23 protein-coding genes and 1 riboswitch are annotated in these 22,631 nt (G+C 32.4%); all 23 genes read left to right on the plus strand.

Annotated features, from left to right (window positions below; translation table 11 throughout):
* Positions 1-115 precede the first annotated feature (115 nt).
* The 23 genes from VIM70_RS02335 to VIM70_RS02445 all read left to right on the plus strand — a co-directional run bounded on the left by VIM70_RS02335 (position 116) and on the right by VIM70_RS02445 (position 22,509).
* Positions 116-409 carry a UxaA family hydrolase gene (locus VIM70_RS02335; protein ID WP_331943745.1) on the plus strand — a complete coding sequence of 98 codons (294 nt, stop codon included), beginning with the start codon at positions 116-118 and terminating at the stop codon, positions 407-409.
* Positions 406-1,566 (plus strand): UxaA family hydrolase, encoded by a 1,161-nt coding sequence (locus tag VIM70_RS02340; protein WP_331943747.1) that lies wholly within the window; start codon positions 406-408, stop codon positions 1,564-1,566. Before VIM70_RS02335 ends, VIM70_RS02340 begins: the two co-directional genes overlap by 4 nt.
* A gap of 130 nt (positions 1,567-1,696) precedes the next feature.
* Entirely contained in the window at positions 1,697-2,665 is a 969-nt protein-coding gene (locus VIM70_RS02345; RefSeq protein WP_331943749.1) for a 2-keto-3-deoxygluconate permease, read from the plus strand.
* A gap of 125 nt (positions 2,666-2,790) precedes the next feature.
* Positions 2,791-3,687, plus strand: a complete 897-nt coding sequence (locus tag VIM70_RS02350; RefSeq protein WP_331943751.1) for a fumarylacetoacetate hydrolase family protein — start codon at positions 2,791-2,793, stop codon at positions 3,685-3,687.
* Positions 3,688-3,716: 29 nt separating this feature from the next.
* Complete coding sequence (locus tag VIM70_RS02355; protein ID WP_331943753.1) at positions 3,717-4,577, plus strand: aldo/keto reductase; 861 nt, start codon at positions 3,717-3,719, stop codon at positions 4,575-4,577.
* Between the two features lie 39 nt (positions 4,578-4,616).
* On the plus strand, positions 4,617-5,513 hold the full coding sequence (locus tag VIM70_RS02360) for a dihydrodipicolinate synthase family protein (RefSeq protein WP_331943755.1): 897 nt from the start codon (positions 4,617-4,619) through the stop codon (positions 5,511-5,513).
* 52 nt (positions 5,514-5,565) lie between these two features.
* Positions 5,566-6,711 carry an iron-containing alcohol dehydrogenase gene (locus VIM70_RS02365; RefSeq protein WP_331943757.1) on the plus strand — a complete coding sequence of 382 codons (1,146 nt, stop codon included), beginning with the start codon at positions 5,566-5,568 and terminating at the stop codon, positions 6,709-6,711.
* A gap of 132 nt (positions 6,712-6,843) precedes the next feature.
* Positions 6,844-8,523: a dihydroxy-acid dehydratase gene (gene ilvD, locus VIM70_RS02370; protein WP_331943759.1), complete on the plus strand. Its 1,680-nt coding sequence runs from the start codon at positions 6,844-6,846 to the stop codon at positions 8,521-8,523.
* A 221-nt stretch (positions 8,524-8,744) separates the two neighbouring features.
* Entirely contained in the window at positions 8,745-9,764 is a 1,020-nt protein-coding gene (locus VIM70_RS02375) for a LacI family DNA-binding transcriptional regulator (protein ID WP_331943761.1), read from the plus strand.
* A 55-nt stretch (positions 9,765-9,819) separates the two neighbouring features.
* On the plus strand, positions 9,820-10,749 hold the full coding sequence (gene rbsK, locus VIM70_RS02380) for a ribokinase (RefSeq protein ID WP_331943763.1): 930 nt from the start codon (positions 9,820-9,822) through the stop codon (positions 10,747-10,749).
* A 12-nt stretch (positions 10,750-10,761) separates the two neighbouring features.
* Positions 10,762-11,160 carry a D-ribose pyranase gene (gene rbsD, locus VIM70_RS02385; protein WP_331943765.1) on the plus strand — a complete coding sequence of 133 codons (399 nt, stop codon included), beginning with the start codon at positions 10,762-10,764 and terminating at the stop codon, positions 11,158-11,160.
* A 30-nt stretch (positions 11,161-11,190) separates the two neighbouring features.
* Positions 11,191-12,690: a sugar ABC transporter ATP-binding protein gene (locus tag VIM70_RS02390; RefSeq protein WP_331943767.1), complete on the plus strand. Its 1,500-nt coding sequence runs from the start codon at positions 11,191-11,193 to the stop codon at positions 12,688-12,690.
* The gene (locus VIM70_RS02395) at positions 12,690-13,646 is read left to right on the plus strand and encodes an ABC transporter permease (protein WP_331943769.1); all 957 of its coding nucleotides are present in this window, start codon (positions 12,690-12,692) and stop codon (positions 13,644-13,646) included. Before VIM70_RS02390 ends, VIM70_RS02395 begins: the two co-directional genes overlap by 1 nt.
* 69 nt (positions 13,647-13,715) lie before the next feature.
* A complete protein-coding gene (locus VIM70_RS02400) occupies positions 13,716-14,672 on the plus strand; it encodes a substrate-binding domain-containing protein (protein WP_331943771.1) in 957 nt (318 codons plus the stop codon).
* A gap of 36 nt (positions 14,673-14,708) precedes the next feature.
* A complete protein-coding gene (gene deoC, locus VIM70_RS02405; RefSeq protein ID WP_331943773.1) occupies positions 14,709-15,362 on the plus strand; it encodes a deoxyribose-phosphate aldolase in 654 nt (217 codons plus the stop codon).
* A gap of 285 nt (positions 15,363-15,647) precedes the next feature.
* A riboswitch (glycine riboswitch) is annotated at positions 15,648-15,759 on the plus strand.
* Positions 15,760-15,825: 66 nt separating this feature from the next.
* Entirely contained in the window at positions 15,826-16,095 is a 270-nt protein-coding gene (locus VIM70_RS02410; protein ID WP_331943775.1) for an ACT domain-containing protein, read from the plus strand.
* Positions 16,096-16,105: 10 nt separating this feature from the next.
* Complete coding sequence (locus VIM70_RS02415; RefSeq protein WP_331943777.1) at positions 16,106-17,461, plus strand: PFL family protein; 1,356 nt, start codon at positions 16,106-16,108, stop codon at positions 17,459-17,461.
* A 77-nt stretch (positions 17,462-17,538) separates the two neighbouring features.
* Positions 17,539-18,264: a VCBS repeat-containing protein gene (locus VIM70_RS02420; RefSeq protein ID WP_331943779.1), complete on the plus strand. Its 726-nt coding sequence runs from the start codon at positions 17,539-17,541 to the stop codon at positions 18,262-18,264.
* A gap of 332 nt (positions 18,265-18,596) precedes the next feature.
* Positions 18,597-19,109 (plus strand): sigma-70 family RNA polymerase sigma factor, encoded by a 513-nt coding sequence (locus tag VIM70_RS02425; protein WP_331943781.1) that lies wholly within the window; start codon positions 18,597-18,599, stop codon positions 19,107-19,109.
* Complete coding sequence (locus VIM70_RS02430) at positions 19,106-19,564, plus strand: hypothetical protein (protein ID WP_331943783.1); 459 nt, start codon at positions 19,106-19,108, stop codon at positions 19,562-19,564. Before VIM70_RS02425 ends, VIM70_RS02430 begins: the two co-directional genes overlap by 4 nt.
* Positions 19,545-20,075 (plus strand): hypothetical protein, encoded by a 531-nt coding sequence (locus VIM70_RS02435; RefSeq protein WP_331943785.1) that lies wholly within the window; start codon positions 19,545-19,547, stop codon positions 20,073-20,075. Before VIM70_RS02430 ends, VIM70_RS02435 begins: the two co-directional genes overlap by 20 nt.
* The gene (locus VIM70_RS02440) at positions 20,068-20,373 is read left to right on the plus strand and encodes a LiaI-LiaF-like domain-containing protein (protein ID WP_331943787.1); all 306 of its coding nucleotides are present in this window, start codon (positions 20,068-20,070) and stop codon (positions 20,371-20,373) included. The genes VIM70_RS02435 and VIM70_RS02440 overlap by 8 nt, the downstream gene beginning before the upstream one ends.
* 249 nt (positions 20,374-20,622) lie before the next feature.
* Entirely contained in the window at positions 20,623-22,509 is a 1,887-nt protein-coding gene (locus VIM70_RS02445; protein ID WP_331943789.1) for a sigma 54-interacting transcriptional regulator, read from the plus strand.
* Positions 22,510-22,631 lie beyond the last annotated feature (122 nt).

A 22,631-nucleotide genomic window follows, 5' to 3' on the forward strand; every position in this document is an offset into this window, starting at 1 on the left:
ACTTACTGTATAAACGTTTGAGTGAATGTTTTATTCTGAATTTTTGATGAATGTTGAAAATTAGAGAAATTGTTAATCAAGTTAGTAGAAAAATACAATATAAGGAGAGAAAATTATGATTAATGCTATAATTATTGATGAAAAAGACAGTGTAGCAGTAGCTATCGAGCCCATTACAAAAGGCTCAGAAGTTAGTTACAAATTAAAAGGTTTAGTGAAAACAGTATTAACATTAGAAGAAATTCAAATTTATCATAAAATTGCAATTAAAGAAGTCAAAATAGGCGAACCAGTTGTAAAATATGGTCAACATATTGGTATTGCAGCTAAAGATATTAAAGTTGGTGAACATGTACATGTTCATAATGTTGAAAGCCACAGAGAAAATTTAGAGGAGGAGTTAATATGAATTTTTTAGGATATAAAAGACCTGATGGTAGAGTTGGAGTTAGAAATAAAATTTTTATTTTACCAGCGAGTCTTTGCGCTTCAGACACGACAAGAATCATAGCTTCTCAAATAGAAGGAGCTATGACATTTAATAACCAACTTGGTTGTTCACAGGTATCTGGGGATCAACAGTTAACAATGGATGTTATGGCAGGAATGGCTGCAAATCCAAATGTATATGGTACCATCGTTGTTTCTCTTGGATGTGAAAATTGTCAAATGGATTTAGTTGTTCAAGCAATTAAAGAAAGGACAAACAAACCAATAGAACAATTTATTATTCAAGAAAATGGTGGAACAATTACTACAATTGAAAGGGCTGTACGTGCGGGTAAAAAGATGTCACAGGATGCTTCTATGGTTCTAAGGGAAGAGTTCCCTATTTCTGAACTAATAATTGGCACAAATTGTGGTGGTTCAGATCCAACAAGTGGATTAGCATCTAATCCATTAATTGGCGAATTAAGTGATATTTTAGTTGCGAATGGCGCAACATCTATTCTTTCAGAAACAACGGAATTTATTGGAGCTGAGCATATTTTAGCTTCACGTGCTAAAACACCAGAAATTAAAGAAAGAATTTATGATATAGTGCATAGATATGAAAAAGCACTACAACTTGTTGGAGAAGAAGTCAGAGAAGGGAACCCAGCACCAGGGAATAAAGCCGGAGGTATTACAACATTGGAAGAAAAATCACTTGGATGTATTCATAAAGCCGGGCATACAGAGGTTACAGCTGTATATGATTATGGTAAACAGATCAGTGAAAAAGGTCTTGTTATTATGGATACACCAGGGAATGATGGTTCATCTGTTGCTGGCATGGTAGCTGGAGGTGCACAAATTGTTGTATTTTCAACAGGACGTGGTAATCCAATTGGCAATCCAATTGCACCAGTTATAAAGATAACAGCAAATAAAATCACATATGCCAATATGGTTGATAACATGGATATAGATGCAAGTCCTATTATTTATGGATCTAAGACAATGGAAGAATTAACAGACGTTTTACTAAAAGAAGTTATTGTTGTTGCAAATGGTAAATTAACTAAATCAGAATGTCTTGGATATTCAGAAACAGCAATTGCTAGGTTATGTAATTTCGTATAAAATAAGTGCTTTTTTTAAAAAGTATGAAACTATAAAAAACAAATCTCAAATTTTTAGAAATAAATGATGTTAATCGTAAGAATGTGTAACTTAATATAGAGGTAATATTAGATTATGGAGGAGATTAATAATGAAAATTTTAGAACGTGTTCAGAAAATACCTGGTGGTTTAATGGTTGTTCCATTATTTATTGGCGCTATCGTAAATACATTCTTCCCCTATTTAATTCATATTGGTGGTTTTACAGAATCACTAGGTAATAAGGGATTCCAATCTTTATGTGCCGCATTCTTGTTTTGTATGGGGACTAAAATGACACTGAGAGGTGCACCTACTATGCTGAAAAAAGGGTTTTCCATTTTAGGAGCAAAAGTAGCTATTGCCTCTTTAGTTGCATTACTTGTTTCCAAATTCTTTGGTGGTGATTTTTTAGGATTGTCTACTTTAGCTATTTTAGCTGCAATGAACGATACAAATGGTGGTATATTTATAGCATTAACAAGTACTATGGGAGATGAAAACGATTCAGGATCTTATGTAGTACAAAGTCTTGAAACTGGTCCTTTTCTTACAATGTTAGTATTAGCAGGCTCTGGTTTAGCTGCAATTCCATATCTTTCCATGATTTCAGTTGTTGTTCCTATAGTTTTGGGGGCGATATTGGGTAATTTGGATAAGGATATTCGCCTATTCTGTAGTACTCATTCTGAATTATTAATTCCGTTTTTCGCTTTTGCGCTAGGCAATGGTATTAATTTAGCATCAGTAGTTAAAGCTGGTCCAGCAGGTATTCTACTGGGAGTATTTACATGTGTGTTAACTGGTCTTGCTTGTACATTTGCAGATAGAATGACAGGTGGGAATGGAGTTGCTGGTGCTGCGGCATCAACTACTGCCGGTAACGCAGTAGCTACTCCGCAAGCAATTGCGTTGGCTGATCCAACTTATGCTGCTATAGCACCGATTGCTACTGTACAAGTAGCTGCTTCGGTAATAGTAACAGCTATTTTAACACCAATACTAACCACATTTGTATATAAGCGTAATCAAAAGAAAAAAATGGAAAATGTTTTAAATCATAATGATCTGAATACGTAGATTTTAAACATTATAAACCTCTAGATTATTTGGTAATATGGCTAGATAATCGAGAGGTTAATTTTACATAAATGATTGTAATTTAAATATTCTTTATATTTAAATTATTAAAAGGATGTGAAAAAATGAAATTTGTAAGATTTAAAAAAGATGATGAAGAATTATTAGGTATTTTAACGAAGGATGAAAATTTTGTTATAGAAGTATCATCTGTATTGTTAGGTAAAAAGTTTATGACGATGATAGATATGATAGAACATGTGACAGAAGATGATATTAAAAAGCTTGCAATGGTCTTGGAAGGTGGAACATCAGATTATTTGAAATATTGCATTTCAGAAGTTAAGTTATGCTCTCCTATAAAAAAACCTATACATGATATTATTTGTGTAGGAGTTAATTATAAAGATCATCTTGAAGAGACAAAAGAAAGTTTTGTAGAAAATGGATTTAAAGAGCCTGATAGATCTGTTTATTTTTCAAAAAGAGCTATTGAAATTATTGGATCAGGTGAAGTTATTAAAAGCCGTCTTGATTTAGATGATCAATTAGATTATGAAGTGGAATTGGCTGTTATAATAGGAAAAAAAGGAACATGTATTCCTAAGGATAAAGTTGAAGAGTACATTTTTGGATACTCAGTATTTAATGATATATCTTCAAGAAAATTACAGCAACAGCATAATCAATGGTATAGAGGAAAGAGTTTAGATACGTATACAGCAATGGGACCTTCAATTATATATAAAGCAGATTTACCTTTTCCAATACATGTTGATCTTATAAGTAGTGTTAATAATGAAGTTAGACAACATTCAAATACAAGACTATTCTTAGCAGAGATAAAAACTTTAATATCAGAAATTTCTAATGGAATCACATTAGAACCGGGGGATATTATTGCTACAGGGACACCATCAGGTGTAGGTATGGGGTTTAAACCACCTCGTTTTATGAAGAAGGGAGACACAATAACATGTGAAATACCTGAAATAGGTAAATTAACAAACACTGTTGAATAGGATTGTGTACTTTATAAAGGAGGATTTATTTGAAAAATTTACAGGATTGTTATACTTTAAAAAATGGAGTTAAAGTACCATGCATTGGTTATGGAACATGGAAATCACCAATTGACGTTGTACGTGAAGGCATAAAAATGGCTACAGCCACTGGATATAGACATATTGATACAGCGGCTGCTTACCAAAATGAAATTGGTGTTGGGCAAGGAATTAAACAATGCGGATTTTCAAAAGATAAGCTTTTTGTAACTAGTAAACTTCCAAATTTAGATCATGGCTATAAAAAAGCAATTAGTTCTTGTGAAGAATCATTGAAACGTTTAGATATGGATTATCTAGATTTGTATTTAATACATTGGCCAGTTGTAGTTCAAGGTGATTATAAAGAGGATATTTTAGAAACATGGAGAGCTTTTGAGCAGTTATATAAAGAAGGGAAAGTTAGAGCTATTGGTGTAAGTAATTTTCTTATTGAACATCTTGAGCTTATAAAGAAAAACGCTTCAGTTTTTCCTATGGTTAATCAAGTTCAACTACATCCTCAGAATCCTCAAGAAGATATGGTGGAGTATTGTAATAAAAATCAAATTTTGGTTGAAGCTTGGAGTCCTTTAATTCAAGGAGATGCATTTAAACGAGAATTACTAAAAGACATGGCAAAAAAATATAATCAAAGCATAGCTCAAATTTGTGTACGATGGATTATGCAAAAGGGTGTTGTACCTCTTCCAAAATCAACTAGCATAGAAAGAATTCAAAATAATGTCGATGTATTCAATTTTAATATTTCTAATGAGGATATGGAAAAGATTGCAACATTAAGATCCTTCGGAATGATTGGTGAGAGTCCAAGTATACCAAGGGTTAGTCAAAATACTGGATTTTAGTTAATAAATAATGAATAAATATATAGGAGGATTTTCTTTATGGGAAAGGCAAGAATTTTGACACCAGTTGTTACAGCATTTGATGTAACTGGAAATTTAGACATTCAAGCAAATAAAAATATAATTGATCACCTAATTAACGGTGGTGTAGATGGTTTAGTTGTTATGGGAAGTACAGGTGAGTTCTTTACAATGACAACTCAGCAAAAAAAAGATCTTATTGACTTAGCTGTAGGATATGTAAATAAAAGAGTGGAAGTTTATATTGGAACAAGTTGCATGTCAATTGAGGATACAATAGAGATGACTAATTATGCACACAATGCCGGTGCTGATGCTGTTATGATTATCAGTCCTTATTATTTCAATCTTTCTGATGAGAGTATAGAGTATTTCTATAATGAAGTTGCGGCAGCAACAAAGGCAAATATTTACCTCTACAACTTCCCAGATAGAACTGGATATGATTTATCAAAAGAAATTACACTTAGACTTCTTAGAAAAAATAAGAATATTGTAGGATATAAGGATACAGTAACATTAATGGGACATACAAGAGCGCTTATTTCGTTTATAAAATCAGAGTTCCCTGAATTTGATGTTTTATCTGGTTTTGATGAAAATTTTGTTCATAATATTCTTTGTGGTGGCGGTGGATGTATAGGTGGACTTTCAAACTTAGCACCAGAGATTTTTGCTACTTGGGTAAAATCTGTTAATGAAAAAGACTTTGATAAAATGGCAGAATGTCAAAAGATAGTTGATAAAATGATGGATCTTTATGACATAGGAACTCCTTTTATTCCGATTATAAAAAAGGCAATGATGATAAGAGGAATTGATATGAAGGATTACTGTACAAAGCCATTTCTTCAGGCAAATAAGAAACAAGTTGAACAAATTATTGCTATTATGAAAGAAGTAAATCTTATTTAGATAAGAAATATGTATTTCAAAACAAAAACATATGATAAAGGAGAGTTTTATTATGAGTATTTACTATGTTCCACCAATAAATTTGCTTGGCAGAGGTTGCCTTGATGAAGTTAAAAAACCAATAAAGTCATTGGGAGCTAAAAAAGCTTTTGTGGTTAGTGATAAGTTCTTATCTTCTAACGGTACAGTTAAAAAAGTAACAGGTTTATTAACTGAAGTAGGTATTGATTTTGTTATATTTGACGAAGTTAAGCCAAACCCGACTGTTACTAATGTTAACAAAGGTTTAGAGATTCTAAAAAAAGAAAAGTGTGACTTCGTTATTACTATTGGTGGAGGATCACCACAAGACTGTGGAAAAGCTATTTCTATTCTTGCCACAAATGGTGGAGAAACTAAAGATTATGAAGGAGTAAATAAAACCACTGAAAAGTGTCTTCCAATCGTAGCTATAACTACAACAGCAGGTACTTCTGCAGAGGTTACAATTAATTATGTTATAACTGATGAAGATCGTCATGTTAAAATGATTATGGTTGATACTAATTCTCTTGCAACAATTACAGTTAATGATCCAGAACTTATGCTTAGTAAACCAGCTGGTTTAACTGCTGCAACAGGTATGGACGCATTAACACATGCTGTTGAAGCAGTAGTTGCAAATGGTTCATTTGATGTTACGAATGCAACTGCATTGTACTCTATAAAACAGATTTTTAACTTTCTACCAAGGGCTGTAGTTGATGGTAGTGATATAGAAGCTAGAGAGCAAATGTGTTATGCTTGCTTTTTAAATGGTATTGCTTTTAGTAATGCTGGGCTTGGAAATGTTCATGCTATGGCTCACCAACTTGGAGGTTTATATGATTTACCACATGGAGTATGTAATGCTATGCTTCTTGCCATAGTTGAAGAAGAGAATGCAAAAGGGGTTCCTGCTAAATTCCGTCCAATCGCAGAAGTTATTGGAATGGATATTACAGGTAAAACTGATGCAGAATGTGTTAAATATGTAATTAGTAAAATTGTAGCTCTTTCTGAAGAAGTTGGGATTCCAAAGTCTTTAAAAGAACTTGGAGTAGAAAACCCTGATTTCGAATTGCTTTCTGAAAACGCAATGAAAGATGCTTGTGCTGGTGCAAATCCGGTATTTTTCAACAAAGAAAAATTAATTGAGTTGTTTAAAAAAATAGCATAATTTAGCTTTAAGTTTTATATGGTACAACCCTTCTATGATAGATATTCTAGCATAGGAGGTTCTTTTTAATTACTTGGTTATTTAGATGTAATCATAGAAGTTGGACATTAATTATAAAGGGAGGAAATTATAATGAGTTGTAGAAGCAAAAGTGTACTATCAAGACCAGAAGGTTCATTTAACAGGGGAGTTTTTAAATCAATGGGATTTTCAGATGATAATCTTGAAAGGCCAATAATAGGGATTGCCAATGCGTGGAGTGAACTTGTACCTGGTCATTATAATTTAAGGCAATTAGCAGAGAATGTAAAAAGAGGAATATATTTAGCTGGAGGAACTGCTGCAGAATTTGGGGTTATAGGTGCATGCGATGGTACAGCTCAGGGTAATAAAGGTATGCACTTTATATTACCATCAAGAGACCTTATAGCAAATGATATTGAAGTTATGGTTGAGGCGCATCAGTTAGATGGTATTGTTATGTTAGGCTCATGCGATAAAATAGTACCAGCTATGTTAATGGCGGCAGCAAGACTTGAAATTCCGTCAATTATTTTAGCTGGGGGTCCAATGCTTGGTGGAACTACTTTTGACAACAGAAAATCAGACCTTACATCTATATCTGAAGGGCTAGGTATGTTAAAGAGTGGTAAAATAGGAGAAAAAGAATATAATCAGCTTGAAGAATCTAGTGTCCCAACATGTGGATCATGCTCATTTTATGGAACAGCAAATACTATGTGTTGTGCTGCAGAGGCTATGGGGATGTCATTGCCAGGTTCAGCTTTAATACCAGCAGTTTTTGCAGATAGATTAAGAGCAGCTGAAGTTACAGGAAAGGCGATAGTTAATCTTGTAAATAAAAATATTTCAGGACAGGATATTATTACAAAAAATTCTATAAATAATGCAATTAGAGTTGTAATGGCAACGGGAGGATCAACTAATGCAGTTCTTCACCTTACAGCTATTGCAGCTGAGATTGGAATTGATGCTAAAATTATGATTGAAACTTTTGATTCATTAAGCGAAACCACTCCACAAGTTGCAAAGGTAAATCCTGCTTCTGAATATAACATGGAAGATTTTTATTTTGCTGGTGGAATACCTCAGGTAATGAAGGAGCTTAAGACAATTTTAAATACAGAGTGTATGACAGTAACAGGGAAAACAGTTGACGAGAATTTATTACAACTTAATTCTGATTTTAAAGTTGATAGAAGAGTAATTAAAACAATAGACCAACCTTTCAGCAGTTCTAAGGGACTTGCAATTCTTAGAGGAAATATCGCTCCTGATACAGGAGTAACCAAGCCTGCTGCTATAGATCAGGCAATGTGGAATTTTACTGGGACAGCTATAACTTTTAACTCTGAGGAAGAGGCTGAAGAAGCAATACTTGGAGGGAAAATTAAAGAGGGTAATGTTGTAGTTATTAGGTATGAAGGCCCAAAGGGTGGACCAGGTATGAGAGAAATGTTCAAAGCTATGAAGTACTTATATGGTGTAGGACTTGCAAAGAAGACTGCGCTAATTACAGATGGTAGATTCTCAGGTACTAATAACGGCTGTTTTGTTGGTCATATTTCTCCAGAAGCAGCTGAAGGAGGTCCCATTGCAATAATTGAAGATGGGGATAGAATAACCATAGATATTTCTAACAAATCGTTACATCTTCATGTTTCTGATGAGGAAATTAAGGAAAGAATGAAAAAGTGGAAGAGGCCTGAACCAAAATTTAAGAAAGGGTATTTAGCACTTTATTCAAAACTTGCACAATCTGCAGATAAGGGAGCTGTTATGAAAATATAGTTATTATAAATATTCATCAATAATATACTCTAAGAAAATGTGTTTAATACTAATATATATACTGGAAACCTCTTAACCTTAAAAAAGGGTTAAGGGGTTTTTATTAACTAAATAATAGGTTCAAATAATTATTAAATTAACTATTGACAATAAAGTATTTGTATTCTATTATATAGGTAACCGGTTACTTAAAAAGGGATTGTGAACTGAGGAGGACCTAAATGGCGACGAACATAAGAGATATAGCAAGAGAAGCAGGGGTTTCATCTACCACAGTTTCAAGAGTGCTGAATGGTTCAGGCTATGTTAAAGAGGAAACTAAAGCTTTAGTTCTAAAGAAAATTAAAGAATTTAATTATACTCCCAGTGCAGTGGCAAGAAGTCTTTCAAATAATGAGACAAACACTATTGGTGTCATAGTACCTGATATAGAGAATCCGTTTTTTGGAAAAATAATTAAAGGCATAAGTTCATTGGCAGATGAAAGAAATCTTAATATAATTCTTTGTGATACAAACGAAAATGCTTCAAAGGAAATTAAATTTCTTAATATGCTTAAAGAGCAGAGAATATCAGGGATAATTGTTACTCCCACAAATGATGTAAATGAAGTGAATAATCAGCAACTAAGTGTTCTTGAGAACATGGGTATACCAATAGTTCTCGTAGATAGGGATGTAAAACATTCGAATTTTGATGGGGTATTTACTGATAATATAGGAGCAGCATATGAGGCTACAAGTGCTCTTATAAAAGAAGGACATAGAAAAATAGCAATAATAACAGGCCCTAATACATCAAAGCCTGGAAGAGATAGACTTACTGGATATAAAAAGGCGCTTAGAATGAATAATATTGAATTGAATGAGGAATATCTGTTTTATGGAGATTTTATGCTTGAAAGTGGATATCTATGTACACAAGATATATTAAAGATGGAAGATAGACCTACAGCAATACTAGTATGTAATAACATGATGAATTTAGGAAGTATTAAAGCTATATATGAAAGTAAGCTTAAAATTCCTCAAGATATGGCTATTATTGGGTTTGATGAGGTTCAGATGCTTGATGTAGTAGGATTAAATATTAGTGTAGTATCACGTCCCAATAATGACATGGGTAAAAAAGCAATGGAACTTCTTTTGAAAAAAATGGATACGAAAGAACATACAGGAACTGTTAGAATAACTTTATTGTCAAAACTTATATTAAAAGGATCTGAAAAATTAATTAAATAATTTTATTATTTTTTTACAATGAAATGTAACCGATACCATGAATGGAGGAATAATAATGAAAAAAGCAAAAATTACAGTAATGGGAAGTTTTGTAGTAGATCTTATGGCAAGAACGCCACATTTACCTGTCCCAGGAGAAACAGTAAAAGGAAGTTATTTTAAGCTTGGACCCGGTGGGAAAGGTTCCAATCAAGGGGTTGCAGCTCAGAGAGCTGGAGCGGATGTAACAATGGTAACCAAAATAGGGAAAGATGGTTTTTCTGAAATTGCTATAAAAAGTTTTGTAAATGAAGGAATGGACACCAGTTTTGTTTTTAAAGATGATAAATTAAGTACAGCAGCTGCTCTTATAATTGTTGATGAAAATACTAGTGAAAATGAAATAGTAGTAATACTGGGTGCATGTTCAAATATAACAGATGCTAATATTGAAAAAGCTAGAGTAGCTATAGAGGGTTCAAGTGTATTTTTGACTCAACTTGAAACTAACGTAGATGCAGTAGAAAAAGCTATCGATATTGCTCATAACATGGGTGTGAAGGTAATATTAAATCCTGCTCCAGTACAGGAAATTCCTAAAGAATTATATAGTAAGATAGATTTTTTCACTCCTAATGAAGTGGAAGCTTCTATATTATCAGGTGTAACTATTGAAACCATAGAAGATGCTAGAGCCGCGGCTCAAATATTTATTGATAGAGGTACTGAAAACGTTATTATAACTTTAGGGAGTAAGGGAGCATTAGTAGTTACTTCATCCAAAGTTGAAATGATAGAAAGTTATAAAGTGAATGCCGTAGATACTACTGGAGCTGGAGACGCGTATAACGGAGGATTTGCAACTGCTATAGCTGAAGGTAAAGATATCTTTGAAGCTGCAAAATTTGCAAGTGCGGTTGGTGCATTGTCTGTTACAAAAATTGGAACATCACCTGCAATGCCATATAGAAAAGAAATAGATGAATTTATTTTAAATAACAAATAGGAGGGGAATTACATGTTAAAAACAGGGATTTTAAATCCACAAATAAGTAATGTTCTTGCTAGTTTAGGGCATATGGATATGATAGTTGTGAGCGACGCAGGGTTACCAGTTCCAACCGGAGTTGAGAGAATAGATCTTGCATGGAAACCAAATGAACCTAAATATATAGATGTATTAAAAGAAATATTAAAATATATAGTTGTTGAAAAGGCAATTCTTGCGGAGGAGTTAAAAACCGTAAGTCCAGAAATACACGCAGAAATATTAAAAGTTTTACCAACTGATATTGAAATTGAATATGTTGCGCATATAGATCTAAAAGAGAAAACTAAACTTGTAAAAGCAATAATAAGAACAGGAGAATTTACCCCTTATCCAAGTGTGATTTTGGTGTCAGGATGCGCTTATTAGTTTAAATTATGTTATGAAGGAGGTGGGATAATGAGCGGTAACGACATGATACTAAAGCTAGAAAATGTGGTTAAGGCATTTCCCGGAGTTAAAGCATTAGATGGAGTACATTTGGGGATAGAAAAAGGAGAAATACATGCCTTATGTGGTGAGAATGGAGCAGGTAAATCTACTCTAATGAAGATATTATCAGGTGCTTATGATATAACTTCAGGAAGTATATATTTAGAAGGGAAAAAAGTAAATTTTTCATCTACAAAAGAAGCACAAAATGCTGGAATATCAATGATATATCAAGAATTTAACCTTATTCCATATCTGAGTGTAGCAGAAAACCTATTTTTAGACAGACAACCTAAAAATAAATTTGGGCTAATAGATTGGAAAAGATTAAATAAAGATGCAATAAGTTTATTAAAAAAAGTAGGGCTCAAATTAGACCCTACAACAATAGTTCATGACATTTCTGTTGCAGAATGTCAAATGCTAGAAATTGCAAAAAGTCTCTCACTTAATTCTAAGATAATTATTATGGATGAACCTACTGCAACGTTATCAGATGAAGAGATTAAATGTCTATTCGGCATTATCAGAAAACTTAAAGACGAAGGTATAAGCATAATTTATATATCACATAGAATGGACGAAATATTCGATCTCTCTGATAGAATTACAATATTAAGAGATGGTAAGTATATAAAAACACTTAATACAAAAGATACAAACTATGATGAACTTGTAAATCTAATGGTAGGGAAAAGTATCACGCACCTATATCCAGAAAGGATTCCTATTGGAGAAACTGTTGCACTTGAAGTAAGAGATGCAAGCTTAGGATCACATTTTTCTAAGGTGAATTTTAAACTTCATAAAGGCGAAATACTTGGTATGACTGGACTTATGGGAGCTGGAGTAATACATTTATCCAAATCTCTGTTTGGGTGTTATGATAACTTTCATGGAGAAGTGTTAATGGATGATAAAAAAATAAATGTAAAAACACCTTTGCAGGCTATGCATAACGGAATATCACTGGTTTCAGATGATAGAAAAAATGAAGGTTTGGTACTAATTAGAACTGTACGAGAAAATATTACTTCTTGTTCACTAGGCAAAATAATGAAGAATGGCTTTATAAATTATAAGCTTGAAAAAGAGATTGTTAACAGTAAAATTAAACAATTGAACATAAAGGTTTCTTCTATGGAACAATCAGTAGGAAATTTAAGCGGTGGTAACCAGCAGAAAATCGTTTTTGCCAAAGTGTTAGAAACGGTACCTAAAATTCTTATTTTAGATGAACCTACAAGAGGTGTAGATGTTGGTGCTAAAGCAGAAATATATCAGATAATGAATGAGTTAACCGAAAAAGGAATTAGTATTATACTTGTTTCTACAGATTTGCCAGAGCTTATAGGCATGAGTGACAGGGTAATAGTAATGAGAGAAGGAATAATAGTTAAGGAATTAAAAAAAGAAGAACTAAATCAGGAAATAATATTAGCCTATGCTGCAGGAGGAGTTAAATAATGAAAAAGATAGGGATTACTTTATTAACAAAGTACAGGACTTTGACAGTTCTAATTTTAATGCTGCTTGTGGCTACCTTTTTATCAGATGCATTTTTATCAGTAGGAAATATATTCAATGTATTAAGACAGGTAGCGATAGTTGCAATAGTTGCTGCAGGAATGCAATTTGTAATACTTACAGGGGGCATAGATTTATCAGTAGGTTCCATATTAGCTTTTGCAGGTGCTATATCTGCCTCTGTAATGGTAAAAACCAATTCTTTATTTCTTGCAATAGTAGTTGCTTTATTAGTGGGCGCTGCACTAGGATTATTCAATGGTGTTTTTATTACAAAAGGAGATATACCTCCATTTATTGTAACCTTAGCAAGTATGACCTTAGTAAGGGGTTGTGTTCTGGTTTTCACGGATGGATCACCAATACCAGTAGAATCAAGTGCTTATATGTTTATAGGTAAAGGACGAATACTTGGAATGCCATTTCCTATAATAATTCTTGCATTAACATTTTTAATTGGATTTTTAATATTGAAATATACTAAATTTGGGAGAAACGTATTCAGCCTTGGAGGAAACAGAGAAGCTACTAGGTTATCTGGTATAAATATTAAAAAGACTGAAACTATAGTATATGTGATAGCTGGACTTTTAGCGGGCCTTACAGGTTTAATATTAACTGCTAGACTGGGATCTGCTCAGCCAACAGCAGGAACTGGATATGAATTAGATGCTATAGCTGCTGTAATACTAGGAGGGACTAGTTTATCTGGTGGTCAGGGAGCAATATTTCCAACTGTTGTAGGAGCTTTAATATTGGGAGTTCTTGATAATATACTTACATTAATGAATGTAAGCCCTTATGTGGGAAGTATAGCTAAAGGAATAGTGATTTTATTAGCAGTACTTGCAGATAGCAAGTTTAAAAATCTTTCTTTAAAAGCAAATCAAAAATAATTTAATAATGGATTCATTAGAATCTATTTTAAATAGTTTTAAAAAATAAGATATAAAGGGGAGTTCTTTATGAAAAAGTTCAGTAAAATCTTATCAATTACACTAATAGTAGGTATGCTTGGAAGTTTGGTTGGATGTGGTACTAAAAGTTCAACAAGTGATGCTGGGAAAAAGAAACAAATTGTGATTGGTCTCTCTATGAATACTTTAAACAATCCTTTCTTCGTTGATGTTAAAAAAGGAGCAGAAAAAGGAGCAGCAGATAATAATGTAAAACTTATAACAACAGATGCTCAGAATCAAGCAAGTAAACAACTTACAGATATTGAAAATTTGATTCAGCAAAAACCAGATGTTTTAATCATTGATCCATGCGATAGTGCTGCAATTGTTGCTGCAATTCAAGAAGCAAATGATGCAAAAATACCAGTGTTTACAATTGATAGAGCTTCAAATGGCGGAGTAGTAGTATCACATTTAGGATATGATGCTATTAAAGCAGGAACCTTAGCAGGTGATTATTTAGCTAAAGCACTTAATGGAAAAGGAAAAGTAGTTGAAATAATGGGAATAATGGGAACGAGTGTAGCACAAGACAGAAGTAAGGGATTTAATAGTGCAATTTCTAAATATCCAAATATCAAGATCGTTGCAAAACAAACTGCTAATTTCGACAGGGCTGAAGCTATGAAGGTTATGGAAAATATACTTCAGGCAAACCCAGTAATTGATGGTGTATATTGTGCAAATGATGAAATGGCATTAGGAGCAACAGCAGCTATTACTGCCGCTAATAGAATGAGTAAGATAACTTTAGTAGGTAATGATGATATTGATGACGCTATAGCATCAATAAAGGCAGGAAAACAAAAAGCTACAATAGCTGAGCCACCTTTCTACCTTGGTAAAACAGGTGTTGAGAATGCTGTTAAGTTTATAAATGGAGGAAAACTTGAGAAGAAAATAATGCTCAAATCTACATTGGTTACAAAAGAGAATATTGATAAAATAAAGACAAGAGACTAGTTAAAAATTTCTAAATTGTACTCAGGAGATGATAAAATGGAAATATCAAAATATATAGATCACACTATACTTAAGCCAGACGCGACTTTAGAGGCAGTTAAGAAAGTCTGCGCAGAAGCGCGAGAATACAATTTTGCTTCAGTTTGTGTAAATCCTTATTATGCAAAACTTGTAAGCACAGAACTTAAAGGAACTGGCGTAAAGACCTGCATCGTAATAGGATTCCCCTTAGGTGCAAATACCAAGGAAGTTAAAGCATTTGAAGCAGCAAACGCTGTAGAAAATGGTGCTGAGGAAGTTGATATGGTAATTAATATAGCAGCGCTTAAGGACAAGGAATATGATGTAGTGGAAAATGATATAAAAGCAGTAGTGGATAGTGTCAAGGGTAAAGCTTTGGTTAAAGTAATTATTGAATGTTGCCTTTTAACTAAAGAGGAAATGGTTATGGCCTGTAAACTCTCATTAAAGGCTGGTACAAATTTTGTGAAAACTTCAACAGGATTTAGTACAAGCGGCGCAAAACCTGAAGATGTTAAGCTTATGAGAGAGACAGTAGGCAAAGATATTGGAGTAAAAGCATCAGGTGGAATAAGAGACTATAAGACTACAATGGAAATGATAAGTGCAGGTGCTAGTAGAATAGGAGCAAGTGCAGGAATAGCCATAGTAGAAGAAGCCAATAAATAAAATTATTAAGTAAGCTAAGAAGCCCTGGATTTATTTCCATGGGCTTCTTAATTTTAATAATATAATCAAATAAGTTAGATAGAAGCGATAAATATAAAAGAAAATTTATGAGAAGAGGAAAAGAAGTAATAGATATATTGTGTTGTAATTAGTAAATAAAACTGATAGAATACTATTAATAACTTACAATTAAATAGTTCGGATGAATGTAGCAGAAGAGTATAGAATATATCTATACACCTAAAAAGTAAAATTTTAAGGTACCGCACGGATATGACTGTTATAGGACGAGCCCTTGGAGAGACTCTTATTGAGCACCGAAGGAGAAAGTTGATTTTTACTAATTAAATTAGTGAAAATTTATGAAACTCTCAGGTAAAAGGACAGGGGATAATATTGATTTCAAGGGTCGAGTATTATCTATTCGGCTTTTTTGTGTTTAAAAAAAATGGAGGTGAAAAAGATGAAGGCTGTGCTAACTGTTATTGGAAAAGATAAAGTAGGTATTATTGCAAATGTATCCAATTTATTATTTGAAAAAAATGCTAATATCTTAGACATCAATCAAACTATTATGAATGAATTTTTTACTATGGTAATGCTAGTAGATTTATCTAATATTAATACTTCTTTAAAGGAACTAAATGAAATATTAATGGAAAAAAGTAAAATATTAAAAGTTTCAATAAGAATGCAACATGAAGATGTTTTTAATTCAATGCATCTTGTATAGGAGGTAGAAAGTGAATATTAATCAAATAATGGAAACAGTAAAAATGTTGGATGATGAAAAGTTAGATATTAGAACGCTTACTATGGGGATATCTTTACTCGATTGTTGTGACTTTGATGGTAAAAGGTCTAGAGCTAGGATCTACGAGAAAATTATGAAACTTGCTGGAAACTTAGTTAAGGTTGGGGAAGATTTAGAGATGGAATATGGAGTTCCAATAATTAATAAAAGAATTTCAGTTACCCCAATTTCATTAATAGCAGGAGCATCTCAGGATCAAAACTATGTAGAATATGCCATTATGCTAGATAAAATTTCAAGGGAACTTGGAATAAACTTTATTGGAGGATTTTCTGCATTAATTCAAAAGGGATATACTACTGGTGATCATAGACTCATTTCATCTATACCAGAAGCAATGAGAGTTACTGAGAGAGTATGCTCATCTGTATGCGTTGCAAGCTCTAAGGTTGGAATCAATATGGACGGAGTTCGTGAAATGGGCCAGATTATTAAGGAAGCTGCAAGGCTCACTGCAGATAGAGATGGGCTTGGTTGCGCAAAGATTGTAGTATTTGCAAATGCTGTGGAGGATAATCCGTTTATGGCAGGAGCTTTTCATGGAGTAGGGGAACCTGAGTGTACCTTAAATGTTGGAATAAGCGGGCCCGGTACAGTAAAAGTTGCACTTGAAAAAGTAAAAGGTGCTGATTTTGGAGTTGTAGCTGAAGTAATAAAGAAAACCGCATTTAAGATAACAAGAATGGGTCAATTAGTTGGAATGGAAGCTGCAAAAAGATTAGATGTACCTTTTGGTATAGTAGATTTATCCTTGGCACCGACACCTGCTATAGGTGATAGTGTTGCTAGAATACTAGAGGAAATGGGACTTGAGGTGTGTGGAACTCATGGAACTACTGCAGCCCTAGCCATGCTAAATGACGCAGTTAAAAAAGGTGGAATAATGGCTTCCGGTTCTGTTGGGGGACTAAGTGGCGCATTTATACCAGTAAGCGAAGATGAAGGAATGATTGAAGCCGTTGAAAAAGGTGCTTTAAACATTGAGAAACTTGAGGCTATGACATGTGTATGTTCAGTAGGACTAGACATGATTGCAATTCCAGGAGATACACCTGCAGAAACAATTTCAGCAATTATTGCTGATGAGTGTGCAATTGGAATGATAAACAATAAAACAACTGCAACAAGGCTTATACCAGCACCTGGTAAAAAAGTAGGGGACTCAGTTGAATTTGGGGGACTCCTTGGACGTGCACCTGTTATGAAAGTAAGTGAATTCTCAAGTGTAGATTTTATTAATCGTGGTGGAAGGATTCCAGCACCTATACATAGCTTTAAGAATTAGAAAGGATACAAATTAATTATACTGGAACAATTTTATATATAACTCATAAGTTATTATATAATGCACAGGAGGTTCTAATGTATAATTATTATAATAGATCTAATATGATAAAACCAAGCATTGTTAGTTATGCAAGTGGAGATGTAAATGGAGATAAAATACCTGATAATGTGTATTTAACGGGTATAAAGACACCAGATAGTCCCTTTATTCAAAATATTACACTTGTAATTCAAAATGGAATGACAGGGGAATTTACTAGTGTATCACTCCGTGATAATGCAGGATATAATCCTACACTATTTTTAGGGGATTTTACTGGGAATGGTGTAGATGATATTTTGATAGGGATTAATTCCGGTGGTAGTGGTGGAATTATGTACTACTATATTTATTCGTTTATTAAGAATGTTCCACAATTACTGTTTGATTTTAATGTGTATAACGATTTATATAAATATGATGTTACTTATAAAGACAACTATAAGGTAGAAGTTATTAGTAAGAATAATAATCAAAAATACATTATAGACATATCCAATAGGGGAGTAGATTATTTATCTGAAATATATGATAAGTTTGGGAAGCTTAAAAGTCCAATCAACGGATTTGTAAATCCTATAGGTGGATTATATCCTGTGGATTTTGATTCAAATAAAGTATATGAGTTATTGGCATATCAAAAGATAGCTGGAAGATATAATGCAGATTCCTTAGGTTATGTTTTGAATACTTTAAAATGGAAAGATAATAAATTTGTTTTGGATAATCAGAATGTAGCTATCTTTGGATCACAGGTATAGAGCATTTATAATTTGGATATTAGATGGAGAGCGAAATAAAATGCTCTCCTTTTTTCTTTGTCAATAAATTGTATACACAATTTGTTTTTATTACATTCTTAAAGAGAAAAAGGGAATGTAACTTTTGTGCTATAATTTAGTCATTCAAGTTATAAGAGAGTTAAGATTAAGGCAAAGACTTATGAACAATGGATTTACTTCAATAGTAAGTCCTTTTTGTTATTTAGAAATAAATAAAGCTACTAAAAATAATAAATTAATTATTTTAACATTGAAGTTGAAGTGTTTTTTCATTTTCATTCGTTATATAAAGTGTAAGGATAAAAAATGGGGTGATGGTTATTCAAAAGGAACAGTTTGCAAGCTATATAAAACAATATGAGCGTTTAATCATCACTATTTGTCTATCCTTTACAAAAGATTACTTTGATGCAGAAGATTTAGCACAACAAACTTTTTTATCTGCCTATACGAATTTTGGTAAATTTAATGGATTAAATTTTAAGGCTTGGCTTACAACAATTGCTGTTAATAAATGCAAAGACTTTCTTAAAAGTCCAACTAGGGTTATACATATCTTATCTGATGAAGATTTTAATAGTTTAAAAGATATGGGAGATACACCTGAGGAAACACTTATAAAAAAACATAGTAGGCAGAAAATACATTGTTTATGTGAAAAATTAAAAGATCCTTATAGGGTCGTGGCAATAAAGTATTTTTGTGAAGATATTAAGCTGTCAGATATGGTAAAAGATACAGGTCAAAGTTTGAAAACATTGCAAACCCATCTTTATAGATCTAAAAAGCTTCTGAAAGTTTTATGGGAGGAGGAGTTTATGTGAGTAGTACATTATTTAGAGAAAATGGCCACTTAAGTAAAATATCATTAGTAGGGTTTAAAGAGGGTTCTCTTAGTGATAATGAACTGATTTTATTATCAGAACATATTTGTTTGTGTGAAGTCTGTGCTGATGCTTTAGCTGATAGTTTTAATGATGAAGAACTTTCGGATGCTCCTTTAGGATTTGAACAGGAAATACTAGGCAAGATAAAAAAGAGAAAAGAAAGTTATAATCATTTCGTATTTTATTCTTTTAGGGTTGTAATGGCAGCAAGTATAGCATTAATGTTTGTTTTTTCTAATGGATTAAATTTTGTTGCAAATACGAAAGTAGAAGCATTAAAGGTAAACCCTATAAGTCTAAGCAATATAAATACAATTAGTTTAAATCTTAATAATTTTTCACAAAAAATAATTAGCATGGAGGTTTTTAATAATGAAAAAGGAAAAAAGTAAATTTTTAACCTTTGGTTTTTCACTTATGCCAGGGGCAGGTCATATGTATATGGGTTTTATGAAGATGGGCATATCACTTATGGCAGTATTCTTTTTGTTAATATTTCTTTCTAGCTGGCTTAGTATTGGTCCACTTCTTTACGTGCTGCCGTTAATCTGGTTTTATTCGTTTTTCGATTGTATGAACAAACGTTATTCAACAGATGAGGAGTTTTTACTTTTAGAGGATAATTATTTGTTTTCTTTAGATGAACTTGCAAAAATAGATAAAGACATTTTTAAAAAACACAGATTGTTATCAGGAATACTACTTGTGCTTTTAGGTATTTATTTAATATGGAATAACCTCATTAACAGTTTAGGTTTAAATGGGTATATTTCAAACGAAGTATATAACGCTATCAATGTTGCAACAAGTGTGGCTCCTCAGATAATAATTGGTGTTGTAATAATTGTCGTGGGTGCAAAACTTATTATAGGTAAGAAAAAAGAGTGTGATATGAATGATTAAGGGACGCCTTGTTGGAACATTTACAACTGGAATAGTTTTAGTTATGTTTGGAGTAATGTTTTTACTTCAGTTAATATATCCAAGTATTAGTTATCTAAAAATAGCATCATTGTGGCCACTTGTTTTAGTTTTCCTTGGAATTGAAATTATTATTGCTTGCTTAATAAATAAAGAAGAAATAATGAAATACGATTTTGGAGCAATAATTTTAATATTAATAGTATCATTCTTTGCAATGGGAATGGGATGTATGGAGTATGTAATTACTCATATAGAACAGTTTAGAACTGTGTTTTAAATTAAGAAATTCTGTACTTAAATTTGGTTAAGTACAGAATTTTTTTATTATGGTGGTGAAATTTTAAAATTTTATTATATTTTCTGATTTGAAATTTTTCATGAAGTTTAGTGAATTTTGAATTTAGTTGTTTTTGTTTATAGAAATACACCTAAAGTACATGTATACGACTATGAACTGAGACAAGTATGAAGTATGATGGTAGAAGGACTGTAAGGTATTAGTTTTTAATGAAAAGGAGAATTTAACATGAAACCTATTTTAATAATTGCACCACACACAAAAATTCAATGCGAGGCTAAAAAAGTAGCTGATAACTATTATGATGTAGATGTAGAGTTAGCATTGTTAGATGATGCAATTAAAATAGCTAAATATGCAGAAAATCATGGAGTAGAGGTCATAATATCTAGGGGTGGTACTGCAAGAATTATTGAAAATGCTGTAACAGTGCCTGTAATAGAGATACAGGTTTCACCTTATGATATGCTTAGTGCAATATATACTGCAAAAAAATATGGAAAAAATATTTTTATTATTGGATTTAAAAATGTTATAGAAAAAGTACATTTGTCAGGTCCTATTTTAGATATAAACATACATGCTTATGAAATTGATAATGAGGAAGATGGAAACGTATATATAAAAAACTTGATCAATTCAGGTACAAAAATTGATGCTCTGCTTGGTGGTACAGTTGCTGAGAACTTAGCTATAAAATATAATATACATACTGTTTTTTTGGAAACGGGTACTACTTCAATAGAATTTAGTATTAATGAGGCAAGAAAAATTGCAGAAGTTTCACGCAAAGAAAAGGAAAAAACGGAGAAAATCAAAGCAATTTTACATTATATAAGTGAAGGAATTATTGCTATAGATAGAGAAAGGCGGATTACTACATTTAATTCTTCAGCAGAAAAAATAATGGGCATTTCTAATAAAGATGCTATAGGTCAATTAGTTGACGAATTAATTCCAGATACAAAACTTTCAAGAGTTATAGAAAAAAACAAACCTGAACTTGGACGGTTACAACAAATCGGAAAAACTCAAGTTCTAGTTAATAGAGTACCTATAATTATAAAAGGTAAAACAGTTGGCGCTGTTGCGACTTTTCAAGATGTAACTAAGATACAAGAATATGAGCAGAGAATTAGGGCTAAGCTTTTATCAAAAGGAAATGTAGCTAAATATGATTTCTCAAAAATTATAGGAAAAAGTAAAAATTTGCTTAAAACTAAAGAAAAAGCTAAAAAGTATGCTTCAAATGATAGTACTGTATTAATTGTTGGTGAAAGTGGTACAGGCAAGGAGATGTTTGCACAGAGTATACATTTAGAGAGCATACGGAAAAATGGACCTTTTGTAGCTGTGAATTGTGCTGCAATAAATCAAAATTTATTAGAAAGTGAACTCTTCGGATATGAAGAAGGGGCATTTACTGGTGCTAAGAAAACTGGTAAAACAGGTCTTTTTGTTGAGGCACATGGGGGTACAATATTTTTAGACGAAATTGGTGAGATAGGAATTGAATTGCAAGCGAGTCTACTTAGAGTGCTCCAGGAAAGGGGAATCAGACCAATAGGCTCAAGTAAAGTAATTCCTGTAGACATACGTATAATTGCTGCTACTAATAAAAACCTTCTACAAGAAATAGAAAAAGGTGATTTTAGAAGTGATTTGTACTATCGCTTAAATATTTTAAAGTTACAAGTACCTACTTTAAGGGATAGAAAAGATGACATAAAAATGCTTATCGAACATTTCGCTTGTACAATTTCCTTAAGATATAATAAAAATGTAGAAATATCAAAGGAGGCAATAGAAAAATTACAGGGTTATAATTGGACTGGTAACATAAGAGAGTTGGAAAATGTAATCGAGAGACTTGTGGTTTTAAATGATAATATAATAACTGGGGAACAAGTCAAAGAAGTAATAGATGAAGAAATAGAGGAAGCAAATTATGAGAATTCAGATTATAAAGATGAAAATGTTGATTCATTAGAAGAGGTGAAGAAAAGACATATTTATAAAATTCTATCTGAATGTGGTGACAATCAAACTTTAACAGCTAGTAGACTAGGTATTAGTCGTACACATCTTTGGCGCATTATAAACAATTACAAATAATAATTATTGAGGATTAGCTTTAATAATATTTCAAACAAATGTACTTATAATATAGGAATTATAAAGTTGGCGTAAATATTGCTATTAAGATATAGAGCAAGTATTTTGTTAAGGCTGATGAT

The sequence above is a fragment of the Clostridium sp. genome (genome assembly GCF_036569345.1).
GTDB lineage: Bacteria > Bacillota > Clostridia > Clostridiales > Clostridiaceae > Clostridium_AD.

Excerpts from the sequence above, each read along its gene's own strand:
- VIM70_RS02350 (WP_331943751.1), top strand. The coding sequence starts at position 2,791 with ATGAAATTTGTAAGATTTAAAAAAGATGATGAAGAATTATTAGGTATT.
- rbsD (WP_331943765.1), top strand. The coding sequence starts at position 10,762 with ATGTTAAAAACAGGGATTTTAAATCCACAAATAAGTAATGTTCTTGCT.
- deoC (WP_331943773.1), top strand. The coding sequence starts at position 14,709 with ATGGAAATATCAAAATATATAGATCACACTATACTTAAGCCAGACGCG.
- VIM70_RS02435 (WP_331943785.1), top strand. The coding sequence starts at position 19,545 with ATGAAAAAGGAAAAAAGTAAATTTTTAACCTTTGGTTTTTCACTTATG.
- VIM70_RS02345 (WP_331943749.1), top strand. The coding sequence starts at position 1,697 with ATGAAAATTTTAGAACGTGTTCAGAAAATACCTGGTGGTTTAATGGTT.
- VIM70_RS02420 (WP_331943779.1), top strand. The coding sequence starts at position 17,539 with ATGTATAATTATTATAATAGATCTAATATGATAAAACCAAGCATTGTT.
- VIM70_RS02375 (WP_331943761.1), top strand. The coding sequence starts at position 8,745 with ATGGCGACGAACATAAGAGATATAGCAAGAGAAGCAGGGGTTTCATCT.
- VIM70_RS02440 (WP_331943787.1), top strand. The coding sequence starts at position 20,068 with ATGATTAAGGGACGCCTTGTTGGAACATTTACAACTGGAATAGTTTTA.
- VIM70_RS02340 (WP_331943747.1), top strand. The coding sequence starts at position 406 with ATGAATTTTTTAGGATATAAAAGACCTGATGGTAGAGTTGGAGTTAGA.
- VIM70_RS02390 (WP_331943767.1), top strand. The coding sequence starts at position 11,191 with ATGAGCGGTAACGACATGATACTAAAGCTAGAAAATGTGGTTAAGGCA.
- ilvD (WP_331943759.1), top strand. The coding sequence starts at position 6,844 with ATGAGTTGTAGAAGCAAAAGTGTACTATCAAGACCAGAAGGTTCATTT.
- rbsK (WP_331943763.1), top strand. The coding sequence starts at position 9,820 with ATGAAAAAAGCAAAAATTACAGTAATGGGAAGTTTTGTAGTAGATCTT.
- VIM70_RS02360 (WP_331943755.1), top strand. The coding sequence starts at position 4,617 with ATGGGAAAGGCAAGAATTTTGACACCAGTTGTTACAGCATTTGATGTA.
- VIM70_RS02335 (WP_331943745.1), top strand. The coding sequence starts at position 116 with ATGATTAATGCTATAATTATTGATGAAAAAGACAGTGTAGCAGTAGCT.
- VIM70_RS02395 (WP_331943769.1), top strand. The coding sequence starts at position 12,690 with ATGAAAAAGATAGGGATTACTTTATTAACAAAGTACAGGACTTTGACA.
- VIM70_RS02365 (WP_331943757.1), top strand. The coding sequence starts at position 5,566 with ATGAGTATTTACTATGTTCCACCAATAAATTTGCTTGGCAGAGGTTGC.
- VIM70_RS02400 (WP_331943771.1), top strand. The coding sequence starts at position 13,716 with ATGAAAAAGTTCAGTAAAATCTTATCAATTACACTAATAGTAGGTATG.
- VIM70_RS02410 (WP_331943775.1), top strand. The coding sequence starts at position 15,826 with ATGAAGGCTGTGCTAACTGTTATTGGAAAAGATAAAGTAGGTATTATT.
- VIM70_RS02445 (WP_331943789.1), top strand. The coding sequence starts at position 20,623 with ATGAAACCTATTTTAATAATTGCACCACACACAAAAATTCAATGCGAG.